Genomic DNA, 16,268 nt, shown 5'->3' on the forward strand with positions numbered 1-16,268 from the left:
CGGCACGGCCGGTGCCCGCAAGCTGGTGGGCGTGGCCGAAGGCGCCCTGGCTGCCGACAGCCAGGAGGCGGTGAACGGCTCGCAGCTGTTCGCAACCAACGAGAACGTGGCTAAGAACACGACCGACATCGCTGGCAACAAGACCGCCATCGATGGTCTGGACGGCCGCGTCGGCACCGCCGAAGGCAACATCACGACCATCCAGGGCGATGTCAGCACGATCAACACCAACATCGGCGCGATCCAGGGCGACATCACGAACATCGATGGCCGCGTGACGAACGTCGAAGGCAGCGTGACCAACCTGACCAACAACCTCGACAACGGTTCGGTGGGCATGGTGAAGCAGGCTGCGGCTGGCGCAAACCTCACGGTGGGCGCGAACACCGACGGCGTGGCGGTGGACTTCGCCGACAAGAACGGCAACACCCGTACGCTCAAGAACGTGACGGCCGGCAAGGACAAGTTCGACGCGGTCAACGTCGGCCAGCTGATGCAGGCCGGTGTGATCGACGAGAACGGCCAAGTGCAGGAGATGCTCGCGTACGACGCCGGTTCGAACAAGGGCACGATCACGCTCGGCGGTGCCGGCGGCACCCAGATCAAGAACGTGGCCGACGGCACCGACGATCACGACGCAGTCAACCTGCGCCAGCTCAAGAAGACCGGCCTGATCGGCGAAGACGGCAAGACGCTCGACGCGGTCACCTACGACGCGGGCAGCGATCGCAGCAAGGTCACTTTCGGCGACCCGAGCGCGGGTGCGGTGCTGCTCTCGAACGTGGCGGCCGGTCGGGCGGACACCGATGCAGCCAACGTCGGACAGCTGCGTGGCGTGGCCAATGCGCTGGGCGGTGGTGCCGCGGTCAACCCGGATGGCAGCGTCACTGGGCCGACTTTCGTCTTGAACAACGAGAAGTACACCAATATCGGCGACGCGCTGACGGGCCTGGCGGGCGATATCGGCAAGACGGGTGATCGCATCACCGTGATCGAGAAAGTCACGAGCACGACCCAGAACAAGGGCGACATCGCGATTTCGAACAGCGGCGGACCCGAGGCGGTTGCCACGGGCAAGGACTCGGTTGCCATCGGTCCCGGAGCGACGGCTTCTTCCGACAACAGCGTGGCGCTGGGCGCCGGCTCGACCACCGGCAACCGCGACAACACCGTGTCGGTCGGTTCGGCGGGCAACGAACGGGCGATCGCCAACGTGGCCGATGCCGTGATGGGCACGGATGCCGTGAACAAGCGGCAGCTCGACTCTGTCGCCGACAGCAACCGCGCCTACACCGACATTCGTGCCAACCAGCTCGAAGCGTCGATGGACAAGGTCAAGCGCGATTCCAACGCAGCCGCTGCATCCGCGATGGCGGTGGCGACGCTGCCCCAGTCGATCATTCCGGGCCGTGGCATGGCGTCGGCGGCGCTGAGCAACATGGCGGGTGAATCCGCCCTGGCGGTCGGCGTGTCGAAGGTGGACGAGAGCGGACGCTGGGTGACCAAGGTGTCCGGCACCGTCAATACGCGCGGCAACGCCGGTGTCAGCGCCGGTATCGGCTTCCACTGGTAAGCCCTGCGCCGACTGGCAACCAGCCGGCAATGGAAAGCAAAAGGCGCCTCGTCGATCGAGGTGCCTTTTTTTTGGTTGTTCGATCTGCCGGCGAGGGAGATCGCGCGGCGATCAGTCCGCGGGCGCAGCCGCCTTGCTCGGCCGATAGCGCGAGCCGTCGAAGCGCAGCACGCGCGACTTGTAGGTCTGCGGCTGCTGCTGCGTGATGCATTCGTCGCCGAGCGGGCTCGACCGGCTGTCGGAACGGGTCTGGCGCAGCAGCAGGTCGGCCCAGCCGTCCGTGCTCGCTCGCGCCACCGACAAGGTGCCGCGCACGGTCTCGAAGCTGCCGGTGCAGTTGGTGTCCCATTCGCCCTGATCGAGCGCGATCTCGAGGCCTTCGAGTACCTGTGCGAGCTTCGGGCCCTGCGGCACGTAGAGGCTCAGGGTTTCGCTCGCGTAGGGGTTGGCGCGCGACGAGCCCTGGCGCAGCACGCGCAGGCCGAAGGCGCGCGCGTCGGGGCCCAGCAGATAGCGCGCGGTGTCGACCTTGATCTCGGCGATGCGGACCGCGTCCTCGGACAGGGCCGAATCCTCGAACGAACGGCTCACGACCCTGGCGCGTTCGGTGTTGCCGTTGTCGGCCTGCTGCACCACGAGCACGTCGAGGTCGAAGTCGGCCTGGCCGGGCTCGGAGCCTGGACGCGGCAGCGGCAGCACGACGATGAAACGCCCAGGTACGCCGCGCCAGGGCTCGCAGACTGCGCGCTCGTGGTCGAGCGTCCTGTTGGCATGCAGCTTGGCATGCATGCGTTCCGCGAGGCCGGTGTCGCAGGCGGCCCGGGCGCTGCCGGCACAGCCCGCCAGCACGAGGCCACCCAGCAGGACGCGGACGAGCAGGGTGCGGGGCGGGGCGCTGCGCATCAGGCGAGCGTCCCGTGGGCCTGCACCGCAACGGGCGGCGCGGCGCTCAACCACCGCGCGGCCGCCGCATCGAGCACGCCGCGCTCGCCGCTGGAGAGCAACTGCAGGTCGCCGACGCCATCGCCGCCGCGCAAGGCGCCGGCCTGCTCGAGCAGGCGCCGGGTCTGCAGCGCCACCGGCGCGCCGGTATCGAGGAAACGGACGGCCTCGCCCGTGTGGCGGCGCAGCCGATCGGCGATGAAGGGATAGTGGGTGCAGCCCAGCACCAGCGTGTCGAGCTCGCCGTCGCGGCTGCCGAAACGGCCTGCGGTCGCGAGGTAGCGCTCGCAGAGCGCGTCGATGCGTTCGTCGTCGGCGCGCTCGATCGCGCCGGCGAGGCCGTCGCAGGGCACGATGCTGAATTGGGCGCGGTCCGCGAGCGAGTCGTGAAGTGCCCGGAACTTGCGGCTCTCGAGCGTGAGGCGGGTGGCCAGCACCGCGATGCGGCCGGTGCGGCTGGCGGCCACCGCGGGCTTGAGGGCCGGCTCGACGCCGACCACGGGCAATGCGGGGTGCTCGGCGCGAAGCCTGTCGATCGCCGCCGCGGTGGCCGTGTTGCAGGCCACGACCAGCGCCTTGATGCCGTGCGCATCGCGCAACTCGCGCGCGACCGCGCTGCTGCGCGCGGCCACGAAGTCGTCTCCGCGCTCGCCATAGGGCGCATGGCCGGTGTCGGCGAAATAGACGAAGCGCTCGCGCGGCAACGCGGTGCGCAGCGCCTCGAGCACGCTCAGCCCGCCCAGGCCACTGTCGAAGACGCCGATCGGCGCGTCGGCGTCCGGAACCGGGGTGCCGACGCGCGCGAGGCTCAAGCTGCTTCCATCATGATGGTCTTGAACTCGCCGCTCGCAATGCGCTTCTGCCATTCGGCAGGGCCCGTAATGTGGGCGCTGGTGCCGCCGGCGTCGACCGCCACGGTCACGGGCATGTCGACCACGTCGAATTCGTAGATGGCTTCCATGCCGAGGTCGGCGAAGCCCACCACCTTCGCGGTCTTGATCGCCTTGCTCACGAGGTAGGCCGCGCCGCCGACCGCCATCAGGTAGGCGCTCTGGTGCTTCTTGATGGCCTCGATCGCGACCGGGCCGCGCTCCGCCTTGCCGATCATCGCGATCAGCCCGGTCTGGGCCAGCATCATCTCGGTGAAGCCGTCCATGCGGGTCGCGGTGGTCGGGCCGGCCGGACCGACCGCTTCATTGCCGACCGGATCGACCGGGCCGACGTAGTAGATGACCCGGTTCGTGAAGTCCACCGGCAGCTTTTCGCCCTTGGCCAGCATGTCGGCGATGCGCTTGTGGGCCGCGTCGCGGCCCGTGAGCATCCTGCCGTTGAGCAGCAGCGTCTCGCCGGGCTTCCAGCTGGCCACTTCGGCCGGCGTGAGCTGGTCGAGGTCCACGCGCCTGCTCTTGTTGTAGTCGGGCGCCCATTCGATCTTGGGCCAGAGGTCGAGCGAGGGCGCCTCGAGGTAGACCGGGCCCGAGCCGTCGAGCACGAAGTGCGCATGGCGCGTGGCGGCGCAGTTCGGGATCATCGCCACCGGCTTGCTGGCCGCGTGCGTGGGATACATCTGGATCTTGACGTCGAGCACCGTGGCCAGGCCGCCCAGGCCCTGGGCGCCGATGCCGAGCGCATTGACCTTCTCGTACAGCTCGATGCGCAGCGCCTCGACCTTCGAGAGCTCGGCGCCCGAGGCCTTCTTCGCCTGCAGTTCGTGCATGTCGAGGTCGCCCATGAGGCTTTCCTTGGCCATCAGCGCGGCCTTCTCGGCCGTGCCGCCGATGCCGATGCCGAGCATGCCGGGCGGGCACCAGCCCGCGCCCATGGTCGGCACGGTCTTGAGCACCCAGTCGACGATGCTGTCGCCGGGATTCAGCATCGCGAGCTTGCTCTTGTTCTCGCTGCCGCCGCCCTTGGCCGCCACCGTGACCTCGACCGTGTCGCCGGGAACGATCTCGGTGAAGATCACGGCCGGCGTGTTGTCCCTGGTGTTCTTGCGGTCGAACTGCGGATCGGCCACGACCGATGCGCGCAGCGTGTTGTCGGGGTGGTTGTAGCCGCGGCGCACGCCTTCGTTGATGGCGTCGTCGAGGCCGCCCGTGAACCCGCCCCAGCGCACGTCCATGCCGACCTTCAGGAACACGTTGACGATGCCGGTGTCCTGGCAGATCGGCCGGTGGCCGGTGGCGCTCATCTTGCTGTTGGTCAGGATCTGCGCCATCGCATCCTTGGCCGCCGGACTCTGCTCGCGCTCGTAGGCCTTTGCCAGGTGAGCGATGTAGTCGGCCGGGTGGTAGTAGCTGATGTACTGCAGCGCGGCGGCGACCGATTCGATCAGGTCGGCCTGCTGGATGGTGGTGGTCATGTGGGGGATGCTCTTGGAGTGGGAAACGCCCCCCGATTATCTCAGCCGCCAATGCCCCGGGGTGTCGCGGCCAGCGCCTCGCCGATCCAGCCGTCGAACAGCGCCTGGTGGGCCCGGATCCAGCCGTCGACATGGCGCTCCACGTCGGCCTGCGTGTGGGCGCCCTGGCTCATGCGCAGGTTCTGGGCGTTGATGTCGGCGATCGGCAACGCCATGACCTCGAAGAGCCTGCCGGCGGCGGGGTTCTGCTCGACGAACGCGCGGTTGGCGACGATCTGCTCGCGGTCGGCGCGAAAGCCGTAGTCGCGGCCGTTGGGCAAGCGCGTGACGCTGCCCTTGTCGGCCCCGCCCTCGGCGCTGGACGGCACCTGCAGCCAGACGACGTCGGCGCCCGGGCGCAGCACGGCGCTGACCCAGTAGGGCGTCCAGGTGTAGTAGAGGACCGGCTTGCCCTCCCGGAAGCGTGCGATGGTGTCGGCCATCAGCGCCGGGTAGCTGCCCTGTCGATGGGTGACGCTGCCCCGCAGCTGCAGGTCGCCCAGGTGCTTCTCGATCGCGAGCTCGCAGCCCCAGCCCGGGTTGCAGCCTGTCAGGTCGGCCTTGCCGTCGCCGTCGGTGTCGAACAGCTTCGCGATCTCGGGATCCCGGAGCTGCGCGATGCTGGTGATGTGGTGGCTCTCGGCCGTCTTCCGGTCGATCAGGAAGCCTTGCACCGCGCCCTCCGAATAGACGCCCTTGCGCACCAGGCGCTCATCGCCGCCGCTGTTGCGGTAGAAGTCCGCGTGCAACTGGTTCCAGTGGCTGGCCATGAAGGTGGCGTCGCCATTGGCGATCGCGAGGTGCTCGGTGGCAGGCTCGAGGTCCTTCATCGGCTGCACCGTGTAGCCCAGGCGCTCGAGGGCGCGCGACACCAGCAAGGTCTGGAAGGCCTCCTCGGCGAGCGAACTCTTGAGGGGCTGGACCGTGATGCCGCGGCCGGGGAGAGCATCGGCGGCGGTGGGCGCCTGCCCGGCCGTGGCCGCGAGGCCGCCGAGCAGCAGCAGACCGGCGGTCATCAGGCGGCGCGCGCGGAGGCGAAAGCTTGTCGTCATGTGTCGGGGTCCTTCTTCGGGGTCGAGGGGTGCGGGCCGGTCAATGGGCCTGCGCCGGCAGCGCAATGGGCGCATGGCGATCGCCGGCCATGGGCCGCGCGGTGCCGAGCAGCCGCTCCAGCAGTCGCAGCGCGAAGCCTGCCGGGCCGGTGTGCCACCAGTGGCGTCCGCCGCTGCGGCGCGAACGGCCCATGGCCTGCGTCAGGCGGTCGAGCGTGATGGCCAGCAGCACGATGCCGAGGCCGCCCACGGTGGCCAGGCCCATGTCGAGCCGGCCGATGCCGCGCAGCACCATCTGGCCCAGGCCGCCGACCGCGATCATCGAGGCGATCACCACCATCGACAGCGACAGCATCAGGGCCTGGTTGATGCCGGCCATGATCGACGGCATGGCCAGCGGCAGCTGCACCTTGACCAGCATCTGCCAGGGCGAAGCGCCGTAGGCGCGCGCGGCCTCGATCAGGTCGGGCCGCACCTGGCGAAGGCCCAGGGTGGTCAGGCGCACCAGCGGTGCGAGCGCGAAGACAATGGTCACGATCACGCCCGGCACGTTGCCGATGCCGAACAGCATCACGACCGGCACCAGGTAGACGAAGGCCGGCGTGGTCTGCATCGCATCGAGCAGCGGCCGCATGACGCGCTGCGCGCGGTCGCTGCTCGCCAGCAGCACGCCGAGAGGCAGGCCGATCACCATGCAGAAGACCAGCGAGGTCAGCACCAGCGACAGCGTGACCATGGCTTCCGGCCAGATGCCGAGCAGCGCCACCAGCAGCAGCGCCAGCGTGGTGCCGACGGCCAGCGCCCGGCCCGCGAACTGCCACGCCAGCAGGCCGATCAGCGCGATCATCGGCAACGCCGGCAGGGCGGTGAGGAAGCCCTCGACCGAGCCCAGCGTGGCATCGATCGGCAGCCGCACGGTCTGGAAGAAGGGGCGGAAATGCGTCACGACCCAGCCCAGGCCCTGGTTGATCCAGGCCTCGATCGGCAGCGAGCCGTCCATGAGCCGATGCAGCAGCGCGAGGCCGTTGTTCGCGGGCTCGGCCACGCTGCCCGCGGGTGCGTCGAGCCAGGCACTGGCGGCCGAGGGATCGGGCGCGCTTGACATGGCGGCCCATGGGTCGATCGGTGCGGTCGTTGCGGGAGCGGCGGCCGCCGATGCAGCGACGTCGGGCATGGCGGGCAGAGCGGGCGGGGCGGACGGCGGGGTCCCGGCGCTGTTCAGGTCGGCGAGTTCGGGGGGCAGTGCGGTGTCGTTCATGGCGGGTCCTGCGGTATCAGTGGATTTCGGCAACGGCAACGGCAGCGGCGTCGACCAGGAGGGCGCCGGTTGCGGCGGGGGCGGTCGGGCCGGCCGCTGCCAGGGGTGCTTCCAGCGGCGGCGTGTCGCGGTCGAGGAAGCGCAGCAGCGTGGTCTTGCTGATCGCGCCGCAGAAGCGGCCATCGGACGCCACCACCGGCACCGCGCAGGGCGCCTGCGCCACCTGGCCGAACAGCCCGGCGACCGCGGCGTCGGCCGCAATCGGCGCCAGCCCCTCGAGAAACGCGGGCTGCAGCCCCAGCGGGCCGATGCGGCCCTCGAGCGCGGTGCGCAGCGTGTCGGCCGATACCGTGCCGAGGTAGCGCCGGGCCGGACTCACGACGTAGGCGTGATCGCGGTCCTGGTCCTCCAGCATCTGGAGCGCGGCGCGGGCGCCGCGGTCGCCGTGCTCGGAGACCACCGTCAGCGACTTGCGCGCGATGTCGGCGGCCTTGAACACGGCGGCGGCATCGACGCCGCGCACGAAGCTGCGCACGTAGTCGTCGGCCGGGCTGCGCAGGATCTCGTCGGGCGTACCGACCTGGATCACCTGGCCGTCCTTCATGATCGCGATCCGGTCGCCGATTCGCATCGCTTCGTCGAGGTCGTGCGAGATGAAGACGATGGTTCGGCGCTGTGCCTGCTGCAGGCGCAGAAGTTCGGACTGCATCTCGCTGCGGATGATCGGATCGAGCGCCGAGAAGGCCTCGTCCATCAGCAGGATCGACGGGTCGGAGGCCAGCGCCCGCGCCAGTCCCACGCGCTGCTGCATGCCGCCCGAGAGCTCGTCCGGGTAGCTGTCGCCCCAGCCGGCCAGTCCGACCTGCGCCAGCGCGAGCTCGGCCTGGGCCAGGCGTTCCTTCTTGCTCGTGCCGGAAAGCTCGAGGCCGAAGGCGGTGTTCTCGCGCACCGTCATGTGCGGCATCAGCGCGAAGGACTGGAACACCATGCTGATGTCCTTGCGGCGCAGCGCGCGCAGGCGGGCGTCCGAATGGCCGTTGATGTCGGCGCCGTCGATCACGATGCGGCCCGCGGTCGGCTCGATCAGGCGGTTCAGCAGCCGCACCAGGGTCGACTTGCCGGAGCCCGAGAGGCCCATGATGACGAAGATCTCGCCGGCCTGGATCTCGAAGCTGGCGTCGAAGACACCGATGGACTGGCCCGTGCGGGCCAGGATCTCCTTCTTGCTGAATCCCTGGCGGACCAGCGCGAGCGCTTCCTCGGGCGCGTCGCCGAAGACCTTGAAGACGTGGTCGATGAGAATTCCTTTGGCCATTGCCGGGCTCCCTGGATGAAGGTTGGACGGTGGCCGCCCCGGAGGGCGACGGCGGTACGCCGGCAGCAGAACGATCGGGCCCGTGGGGCGCCGTCCGGCAAACGCGTGGCGTGGCGATGGAACCTGGAAATGCCGACCGGAAGGCCGGGCCGAGCCCATCGGAAGAACCTGGCACCGCGACGGGATTCGAGGATCCGCGAGTAGTGCAGGCCGATCGACATGACTTGTCGATCGAATTGAGGGGTAGGATTATAACTTTTGAGTCTGAGCCGGTCAAGCCGCGGGACCGAAAGGGGGAGCCTGCAGCCAGTGTTCGGTCGCCCAAATGCGAGCCATTCTCGATTGCGACGATACTCGGCGCTGCGTGCGCAGGCTGCGCCGGCGGCGCACACTCCCATCTTCCACCCCCGAAACCGGAGCCCGTTTCCAGATGACCACCACCCCCAAGACCCGCGTCGAGCGCGACACCTTCGGCCCCATCGAGGTGCCGGCCGACAAGCTCTGGGGCGCCCAGACGCAGCGCTCGCTGCAGAACTTCGACATCTCGGGCGAGCGGCAGCCCACCGAGATCATCCGCGCGCTCGCGCAGGTCAAGCGCGCGTCGGCCGTGGTCAACCATGCGCTGGGCCTGCAGGACGAGACGAAGACAGGTGCCATCGTCGCCGCCGCCGACGAGGTGGTCGCCGGCCGGCATCCGGACGAATTCCCGCTGGTGGTCTGGCAGACCGGCTCGGGCACCCAGACCAACATGAACGTCAACGAGGTGCTGGCCAATCGCGCGAGCGAACTGCTGGGCGGCGAGCGCGGCGAAGGCCGCCTGGTGCATCCGAACGACGACGTCAACCGCAGCCAGTCCTCGAACGACGTCTTCCCGACCGCGATGCACGTGGCGGCGGTCGAGTCCATCACGCACCGGCTGCTGCCGGCGATCGGAAAGCTGCGCGCCACGCTGGAACAGAAGTCGAAGGACTTCGCCGACATCGTGAAGATCGGCCGCACCCACCTGCAGGACGCCACGCCGCTCACGCTCGGCCAGGAGTTCTCGGGCTACGTGGCGCAGCTAGCCCATGGCGAGGCCCATGTACGCGCTGCGCTGCCGCACCTGTGCGAGCTGGCGCTCGGCGGCACCGCGGTCGGCACCGGCCTCAATGCGCCCAAGGGCTATGCCGAGCAGGTCGCGGCCGAACTGGCGAAGCTCACGGGCCTGCCGTTCGTGACCGCGCCGAACAAGTTCGAGGCCATGGCCAGCGTCGATGCGCTGGTGCATGCGCACGGCGCCCTCAAGACGCTGGCCGCCAGCATGATGAAGATCGCCAACGACGTGCGCTGGCTCGCGAGCGGCCCGCGCAGCGGCATCGGCGAACTGAGCATTCCCGAGAACGAGCCCGGCTCGTCGATCATGCCCGGCAAGGTCAACCCGACCCAGAGCGAGGCCGTGACGATGCTCGCGGCCCAGGTGTTCGGCAACGACGTCGCGATCAACATCGGCGGCGCCTCGGGCAACTTCGAGCTCAACGTGTTCCGACCCATGGTGGCCCACAACTTCCTGCAGAGCGTGCGCCTGCTGGCCGACGGCATGGTGAGCTTCAACGACCACTGCGCGGTCGGCATCGAGCCGAATCGCGAACGCATCACCGAACTGGTCCAGCGCTCGCTGATGCTGGTGACTGCGCTCAACACCCACATCGGCTACGACAAGGCGGCCTTCATCGCCAAGAAGGCGCACAAGGAAGGCAGCAGTCTGCGCGAGGCAGCGATCGGCTCGGGCCACCTGACGGCCGAGCAGTTCGACGTCTGGGTCGTGCCGGAGAACATGACCGGCGCCTGACCGGTGCCTGAGGCGCCGGCCTCGCCGCCCTCAGCCCCGGTGCCCGGAATCAGCCGCGGGGCGCATCCTGCGCACCGCGACGGTCCGGATGCGCTGTTCGTCGGCGTCCGTGATCTCGAACGTCAGGTCGCCATGCGACCAGCGCTCGCCGCGCGCGGGCTGGTGCCCGAGCCTGGCCTGCAGCAGGCCACCCATCGAGATGCAGCTGTCGTCCTCGCTCACCAGGTCGTCGACCTGCAGCGCCTGCTCGAGCAGCCGCAGGTCGGCGGTTCCGGCGACGGTCCAGCGGTCCGGCCCGGTGGCCTGGATCTCGAGCGTCTCGTCCTCGTCGGGAAACTCGCCGGCGATCGCCTCGAGCAGGTCGATCGGCGTGACCAGCCCGCGGAGCGCGCCGTGCTCGTCGTGGACCAGCACCAGCTGGCCGCGCGCCTTGCGCAGCACGTCGATGGTGCGGATGGCGGTCGCCGATTCGGAGACGTAGAGCGGCGGTCGCAGGCGGTCGGGATCGATCCTGCCGTGGCGCATCAGCTCGGCCAGCAGGTCCTTGGCGCGCGCCGTGCCCACGACCTCGTCGAGGGAGCCGCGGCAGACCGGGAAGATGCCGTGCGGCGTGTCCAGCAGCTGCGCCTGGATGTCGGCCGGCGCGTCGCCGAGGTCGACCCACGAGATGTCCGATCGCAGGGTCATGATCGAGCGCACGTTGCGTTCGGCCAGCGTGAGCACGCCGCTCACCATGTTGCGTTCCTCGGTCGCGAAGACCGGCGCCTGCGCGTCCGCACCGCCGGCCGCGTCGGTGGCCGCCAGCTGGCCATCGACGCTGCGCCCGCCGAGCAGGCGCATGACGGATTCGGCCGTGCGTTCGCGCAGCGGGCGGCGCGCCTGCGCCCGCAGGTCGTTGCGGTGGGCCCACTGGTTGAACGCCTCGATCAGGCTCGAGAAGGCGATCGCCGCGTAGAGATAGCCCTTCGGCAGATGGAAGCCCAGGCCTTCGGCGACCAGGCTCAATCCGATCATGAGCAGGAAGCTCAGGCACAGCACCACCACGGTCGGATGCGCGTTGACGAAGCGCGTCAGCGGCTTCGAGGCCAGCAGCATGACGCCGATGGAGATCACGACCGCGGCCATCATCACAGGCAGGTGCTGAACCATGCCGACGGCCGTGATGACCGCGTCGAGCGAGAAGACCGCGTCGAGCACCACGATCTGCGTCACCACCACCGAGAAGCTCGCGTAGGCCGCGTTCGCCGGCCGTCCGCTGGCCTGCACGCCGCCCTCGAGGCGCTCGTGCAGTTCCGTGGTGGCCTTGAAGAGCAGGAACAGGCCGCCGGCCAGCAGGATCAGGTCGCGGCCCGAGAACGAGAAGGTACCGAAGCCGAACAGCGGCGTCTTCAGCGTCACGATCCACGAAATCACCGACAGCAGCGCGAGGCGCATGAAGAGCGCGAGGCTGAGCCCGAGCACTCGGGCCTTGTCGCGCTGGTGCGGCGGCAGCTTGTCGGCCAGGATGGCGATGAAGATCAGGTTGTCGATGCCGAGGACGATCTCGAGCACGACCAGCGTCATCAGTCCCACCCATGCGGTGGGATCGGAAAGGAGTTCGATCATGGGGTGGAACGCGCGGGCCGCGGGGGCCCCGGGAAGCTGGCGCAGGCCAGCGGCGGAGCGGGAGGCTCGGAGGAGGTGGTCACCTGCACGAGTCTACGCAATGGCGCGGGGTACCCCTCGAATTGGCCTTCGCCCGGGGGTGGAACCTGCCGGGCCTGCGGCTGCAGCCGCGGCCGGTCGGTCCAGGCTCAATGCCCGTTGGCCGACTGCGACATCAGCCTGTCGGTGTAGGCGATCGCCATGGCCGACAGCAGGAAGGTGATGTGAATGCCGGTCTGCGCGATCAGCACGCGGTCGGTGTAGTTGTCGGCATTGATGAAGGTCTTGAGCAGGTGGATCGAGCTGATGCCGATGATGGCGGTCGCCAGCTTGACCTTCAGCACCGAGGCATTGACGTGGCTCAGCCATTCGGGCTGGTCGCGGTGGCCCTCGAGGTTCATGCGGCTCACGAAGGTCTCGTAGCCGCCGACGATCACCATGATCAGCAGGTTCGAGATCATCACGACGTCGATCAGCGCCAGCACCACCAGCATGATCACGGTCTCGTTGAGCGTGGTGACCGGTGCGGTCGTCTTGTAGCCGATGCTCGTGATCAGCGATTCCAGCGCCGGCTTGCTGCCGAAGGCGGCCTCGACCAGGTGCGTGAGCTCGACCAGGAAGTGCACCACGTACACGGCCTGCGCCACGATCAGGCCGAGGTACAGCGGCAGCTGCAGCCAGCGGCTGGCGAAGATCAGGTTGGGCAAGGGCCGAAGCGGGGAGACTTTGCCGGGGCGCGGAAGTTGGGGGTCGTCGTTGGACATCGTGAGCGATTCTGCAATTGCGAACAACTGTGAAATGGCGATTCTAGGGGGCGCCAACTGGGCAAAGGCCGTCAATTCACTCGTTAACATGGCCCGTCAGTCGGCCGTAAGTGCCAAACCCGACATTACCGCCGACATCCCGATTGGCACAGGAGACAACACAATGAGCAGCCCATCCACCATCGAATCCGTCCTGGTCGAGAACCGCGTCTTTCCGCCCGACGAGCGCGCCAGCCACGGCGCCCGCATCTCGAGCATGGCCGCGTACGACGCGCTCTGCAAGGAAGCCGCGGACGATTTCCAGGGCTTCTGGGCCCGCCAGGCGAAGGCCAACGTGGTGTGGACCAAGCCCTTCACCCGCACGCTCGACGAATCGAACGCTCCGTTCTACAAGTGGTTCGAGGACGGCGAGCTCAACGTCTCCGCCAACTGCCTCGATCGCCACATCGGCACGCCGGTCGAGAACAAGACCGCGATCATCTTCGAGGCCGATGACGGCACTGTGACGCCGATCACCTACAAGGAACTGCTCGCGCGCGTCTCGCAGTTCGCCAATGCGCTCAAGGCTGAGGGCATCAAGAAGGGCGACCGCGTCATCGTCTACATGCCGATGACCATCGAGGGCGTGGTCGCGATGCAGGCCTGCGCGCGCATCGGCGCCACCCACAGCGTGGTCTTCGGCGGCTTCTCGGCCAAGGCGCTGCAAGAGCGCATCATCGACGCCGGCGCCGTGGCCGTCATCACGGCCAACTACCAGTTGCGCGGCGGCAAGGAACTGCCGCTCAAGGCGATCGTCGACGACGGCATCGCGCTCGGCGGCTGCGAATCGATCAGGAGCGTGCTGGTCTACCAGCGCACCGCCACTGCCTGCAACATGGTGGCCGGCCGTGACAAGACCTTCGGCGAAGCGCTGCAGGGCCAGAGCACCGACTGCCCGCCGGTGCCGGTCGGCGCCGAGCATCCGCTCTTCATCCTCTACACCTCGGGCTCGACCGGCAAGCCCAAGGGCGTGCAGCATTCCACCGGCGGCTACCTGCTGTGGGCCCGGCTCACGATGGACTGGACCTTCGACCTGCGCCCCGACGACGTCTTCTGGTGCACCGCCGACATCGGCTGGATCACCGGCCACACCTACGTGGCCTACGGCCCGCTGGCCGCCGGTGCCACGCAGGTGGTGTTCGAGGGCATTCCGACCTTCCCGCACGCCGGGCGCTTCTGGCAGATGATCGAGAAGCACAAGGTGTCGATCTTCTACACCGCCCCGACTGCGATCCGCTCGCTGATCAAGGCGGCGGACAGCGACGAGAAGGTGCACCCGAAGAACTGGGACCTGTCCTCGCTGCGCATCCTCGGCACCGTGGGCGAGCCGATCAATCCAGAGGCCTGGATGTGGTACCACCGGAACATCGGCCACGAAAAGTGCCCGATCGTCGACACCTTCTGGCAGACCGAGACCGGCGGCCACGTGATCACGCCGCTGCCGGGCGCGACACCGCTGGTGCCTGGCTCCTGCACCCTGCCGCTGCCGGGCATCATGGCCGCGATCGTCGACGAGACAGGCAAGGACATCCCGAACGGCGCCGGCGGCATGCTGGTCATCAAGCGGCCCTGGCCTTCGATGATCCGCACCATCTGGAACGATCCCGAGCGATTCAAGAAGAGCTATTTCCCCGAGGAAATGGGCGGCACCATCTACCTGGCCGGCGACGGCGCGGTGCGCAGCGTGGACCGCGGCTACTTCCGCATCACGGGCCGCATCGACGACGTGCTCAACGTCTCGGGCCACCGCCTGGGCACGATGGAGATCGAATCCGCGCTGGTCGCCAAGACCGATCTCGTGGCCGAGGCCGCGGTGGTGGGGCGGCCCGACGACGTGACTGGCGAGGCGGTCTGCGCCTTCGTGGTGCTCAAGCGCGGCCGGCCGACCAGCGACGAGGAAGCGCGCAAGATCGCCACCGAACTGCGCAACTGGGTGGCCAAGGAGATCGGCCCGATCGCGAAGCCCAAAGACATCCGCTTCGGGGAGAATCTGCCGAAGACCCGCAGCGGTAAGATCATGCGCCGCCTGCTGCGCAGCCTCGCCAAGGGCGAAGCCATCACCCAGGACACGTCCACGCTCGAGAATCCCGCCATCCTCGAACAGCTGGGCCAGGCCTACTGAGGCCCGGCGTCCCGGTTGCGCGGCGGCTTACCAACCAACCACAGGGATAAAAAATGGGATTGAGAACTGCCGTCTTGCTCGTCGTCGTGCTGCTGATCGCGGCACTGGCCGCGCTGAACTGGGGCCTGCTCGCCACGCCGACCGTGATGTCGATCGGCTTCATGCAGGTCACGGCCCCCTTCGGCCTGATCATGCTCGGACTGACGGCGTTGCTGGGCATCTTCTTCGTCGCCTACGTGGTCTACCTGCAAAGCTCGATCCTGCTCGAGACCCGTCGCCATACCAAGGAGATGCAGGCCCAGCGCGACCTGGCCGACAAGGCCGAGGCCTCGCGCTTCACCGAACTGCGTACCTTCCTCGAGACGCAGGAAAACACCCACATGGCGCGCAATGCCGAGCGCCACGCAGCGCTGCTGGCGCGCATCGAGCAACTGGAAACGTCGGCGCGCGCGCGGGCCGAGCAGACCGACAACTCGATCGCCGCCCACATGGGCCAGCTGGAAGACCGCTTCGAGCGCCGGGCCGCGATCGTGGCCGCGCCGGTGGTCGAGACGCAGCCGCCGGCGGTGGGCTTCCCGCCCGCCGTCTGAGCGCCGCCTGCCTGCGCCGCTTCGACGTCCTCCGGCCCGCTACTTGGTCGACAGCACCCAGGCCGCGAGCTTCTTGGCGTCGGCTTCGCTGACCTGGTTGTTGGCAGGCATCGGGACCGGGCCCCACACGCCCGAGCCACCCTTCATGATCTTGGTCGCCATCAGGTCGACCGCATTCTTGTCGTCCTTGTACTTGGCAGCCACGTCCTTGAACGACGGCCCGAGGACCTTGCGGTCGACCGCATGGCAGCTCATGCAGTTCTTGGAGGTGGCGAGCGCCAGGTCGGCCATCGCGGGCGTGGCGCCGATGAGACTGACGGCGACGAGGAAGAGCGCTTTTTTCATGGAGTCCGGGGGCGTGGGGCGTTAAAGTCGATCCGACGCGATTGTAGGCAGGGGCGACTTACCGCCTTGCCGGCCGCGCACCTCACTCAAACGGAGAAGTTCGCGATGTGGTTTCTGCTGCTGGGCCTGCTCGGTGTCGCCCTCAAGTACCTCGAGATCGGCTTCGTCGCCAACTTGAGCTGGTGGATCGTGCTGATCCCCTTCGCGCTCGCGATCGCCTGGTGGTCCTGGGCCGATTCCTCGGGCTACACCAAGCGCAAGGTGGTCGAGAAGGAAGACCGGCGACGCCAGGACCGCATCGATCGCCAGCGCAGCAACCTTGGGATGCTGAACAGCCGCTCGCGGAGGAAGTAGGCTCGCCCCCCAGGTTGGCTCACTGCGTGTAGCCGCCCACC

The 16,268-nt window shown here is 68.5% G+C and carries 14 protein-coding genes; 5 read left to right on the plus strand and 9 right to left on the minus strand.

Annotated elements, in window-relative coordinates; translation table 11 throughout:
• The coding region (locus QTH87_RS11535; RefSeq protein WP_286609076.1) for a YadA family autotransporter adhesin at positions 1 to 1,573 on the plus strand (1,573 nt) is incomplete at its 5' end.
• A gap of 111 nt (positions 1,574 to 1,684) precedes the next feature.
• On the opposite strand, the gene QTH87_RS11540 is transcribed toward QTH87_RS11535, so the two are convergent.
• From QTH87_RS11540 to proV, 6 genes are all read right to left on the minus strand, one after another.
• The gene (locus QTH87_RS11540) at positions 1,685 to 2,476 is read right to left on the minus strand and encodes a PA3715 family protein (RefSeq protein WP_286609078.1); all 792 of its coding nucleotides are present in this window, start codon (positions 2,474 to 2,476) and stop codon (positions 1,685 to 1,687) included.
• Entirely contained in the window at positions 2,476 to 3,327 is an 852-nt protein-coding gene (gene murI / locus QTH87_RS11545; protein WP_286609080.1) for a glutamate racemase, read from the minus strand. Before murI ends, QTH87_RS11540 begins: the two co-directional genes overlap by 1 nt.
• Positions 3,324 to 4,877, minus strand: coding sequence for a fumarate hydratase (locus QTH87_RS11550; protein ID WP_286609081.1), 1,554 nt, complete (start codon positions 4,875 to 4,877; stop codon positions 3,324 to 3,326). The genes murI and QTH87_RS11550 overlap by 4 nt, the downstream gene beginning before the upstream one ends.
• A gap of 41 nt (positions 4,878 to 4,918) precedes the next feature.
• Positions 4,919 to 5,932, minus strand: coding sequence for a glycine betaine/L-proline ABC transporter substrate-binding protein ProX (proX, locus tag QTH87_RS11555; RefSeq protein ID WP_286610355.1), 1,014 nt, complete (start codon positions 5,930 to 5,932; stop codon positions 4,919 to 4,921).
• A gap of 76 nt (positions 5,933 to 6,008) precedes the next feature.
• Complete coding sequence (gene proW, locus QTH87_RS11560; RefSeq protein ID WP_444812781.1) at positions 6,009 to 7,226, minus strand: glycine betaine/L-proline ABC transporter permease ProW; 1,218 nt, start codon at positions 7,224 to 7,226, stop codon at positions 6,009 to 6,011.
• Positions 7,227 to 7,242: 16 nt separating this feature from the next.
• A complete protein-coding gene (proV, locus tag QTH87_RS11565; protein ID WP_286609083.1) occupies positions 7,243 to 8,541 on the minus strand; it encodes a glycine betaine/L-proline ABC transporter ATP-binding protein ProV in 1,299 nt (432 codons plus the stop codon).
• 430 nt (positions 8,542 to 8,971) lie between these two features.
• On the opposite strand from proV, the gene fumC reads away from it, so the two are divergent.
• The gene (gene fumC, locus QTH87_RS11570; protein WP_286609085.1) at positions 8,972 to 10,369 is read left to right on the plus strand and encodes a class II fumarate hydratase; all 1,398 of its coding nucleotides are present in this window, start codon (positions 8,972 to 8,974) and stop codon (positions 10,367 to 10,369) included.
• A 30-nt stretch (positions 10,370 to 10,399) separates the two neighbouring features.
• Here fumC and QTH87_RS11575 read toward each other — a convergent pair whose 3' ends face one another.
• Together QTH87_RS11575 and QTH87_RS11580 are read right to left on the minus strand one after the other, a co-directional pair.
• Positions 10,400 to 11,971 (minus strand): TerC family protein, encoded by a 1,572-nt coding sequence (locus QTH87_RS11575; protein ID WP_286610359.1) that lies wholly within the window; start codon positions 11,969 to 11,971, stop codon positions 10,400 to 10,402.
• Positions 11,972 to 12,162: 191 nt separating this feature from the next.
• Complete coding sequence (locus QTH87_RS11580; protein WP_286609087.1) at positions 12,163 to 12,777, minus strand: YqhA family protein; 615 nt, start codon at positions 12,775 to 12,777, stop codon at positions 12,163 to 12,165.
• Between the two features lie 163 nt (positions 12,778 to 12,940).
• Here QTH87_RS11580 and acs point away from each other — a divergent pair, with 163 nt between their 5' ends.
• Positions 12,941 to 14,938, plus strand: a complete 1,998-nt coding sequence (acs, locus tag QTH87_RS11585; RefSeq protein ID WP_286609088.1) for an acetate--CoA ligase — start codon at positions 12,941 to 12,943, stop codon at positions 14,936 to 14,938.
• Between the two features lie 53 nt (positions 14,939 to 14,991).
• Positions 14,992 to 15,528: a LapA family protein gene (locus tag QTH87_RS11590; protein ID WP_286609090.1), complete on the plus strand. Its 537-nt coding sequence runs from the start codon at positions 14,992 to 14,994 to the stop codon at positions 15,526 to 15,528.
• Positions 15,529 to 15,567: 39 nt separating this feature from the next.
• Here the strand turns inward: QTH87_RS11590 and QTH87_RS11595 are convergent, their stop codons facing one another.
• Entirely contained in the window at positions 15,568 to 15,873 is a 306-nt protein-coding gene (locus QTH87_RS11595; protein ID WP_286609091.1) for a c-type cytochrome, read from the minus strand.
• 105 nt (positions 15,874 to 15,978) lie between these two features.
• Here QTH87_RS11595 and QTH87_RS11600 point away from each other — a divergent pair, with 105 nt between their 5' ends.
• Positions 15,979 to 16,227, plus strand: coding sequence for a TIGR04438 family Trp-rich protein (locus tag QTH87_RS11600; protein WP_286609093.1), 249 nt, complete (start codon positions 15,979 to 15,981; stop codon positions 16,225 to 16,227).
• The last annotated feature ends 41 nt before the right edge of the window (positions 16,228 to 16,268 follow it).

Source organism: Variovorax jilinensis (assembly GCF_030316885.1).
Classification (GTDB): Bacteria; Pseudomonadota; Gammaproteobacteria; order Burkholderiales; family Burkholderiaceae_C; genus Variovorax; species Variovorax jilinensis.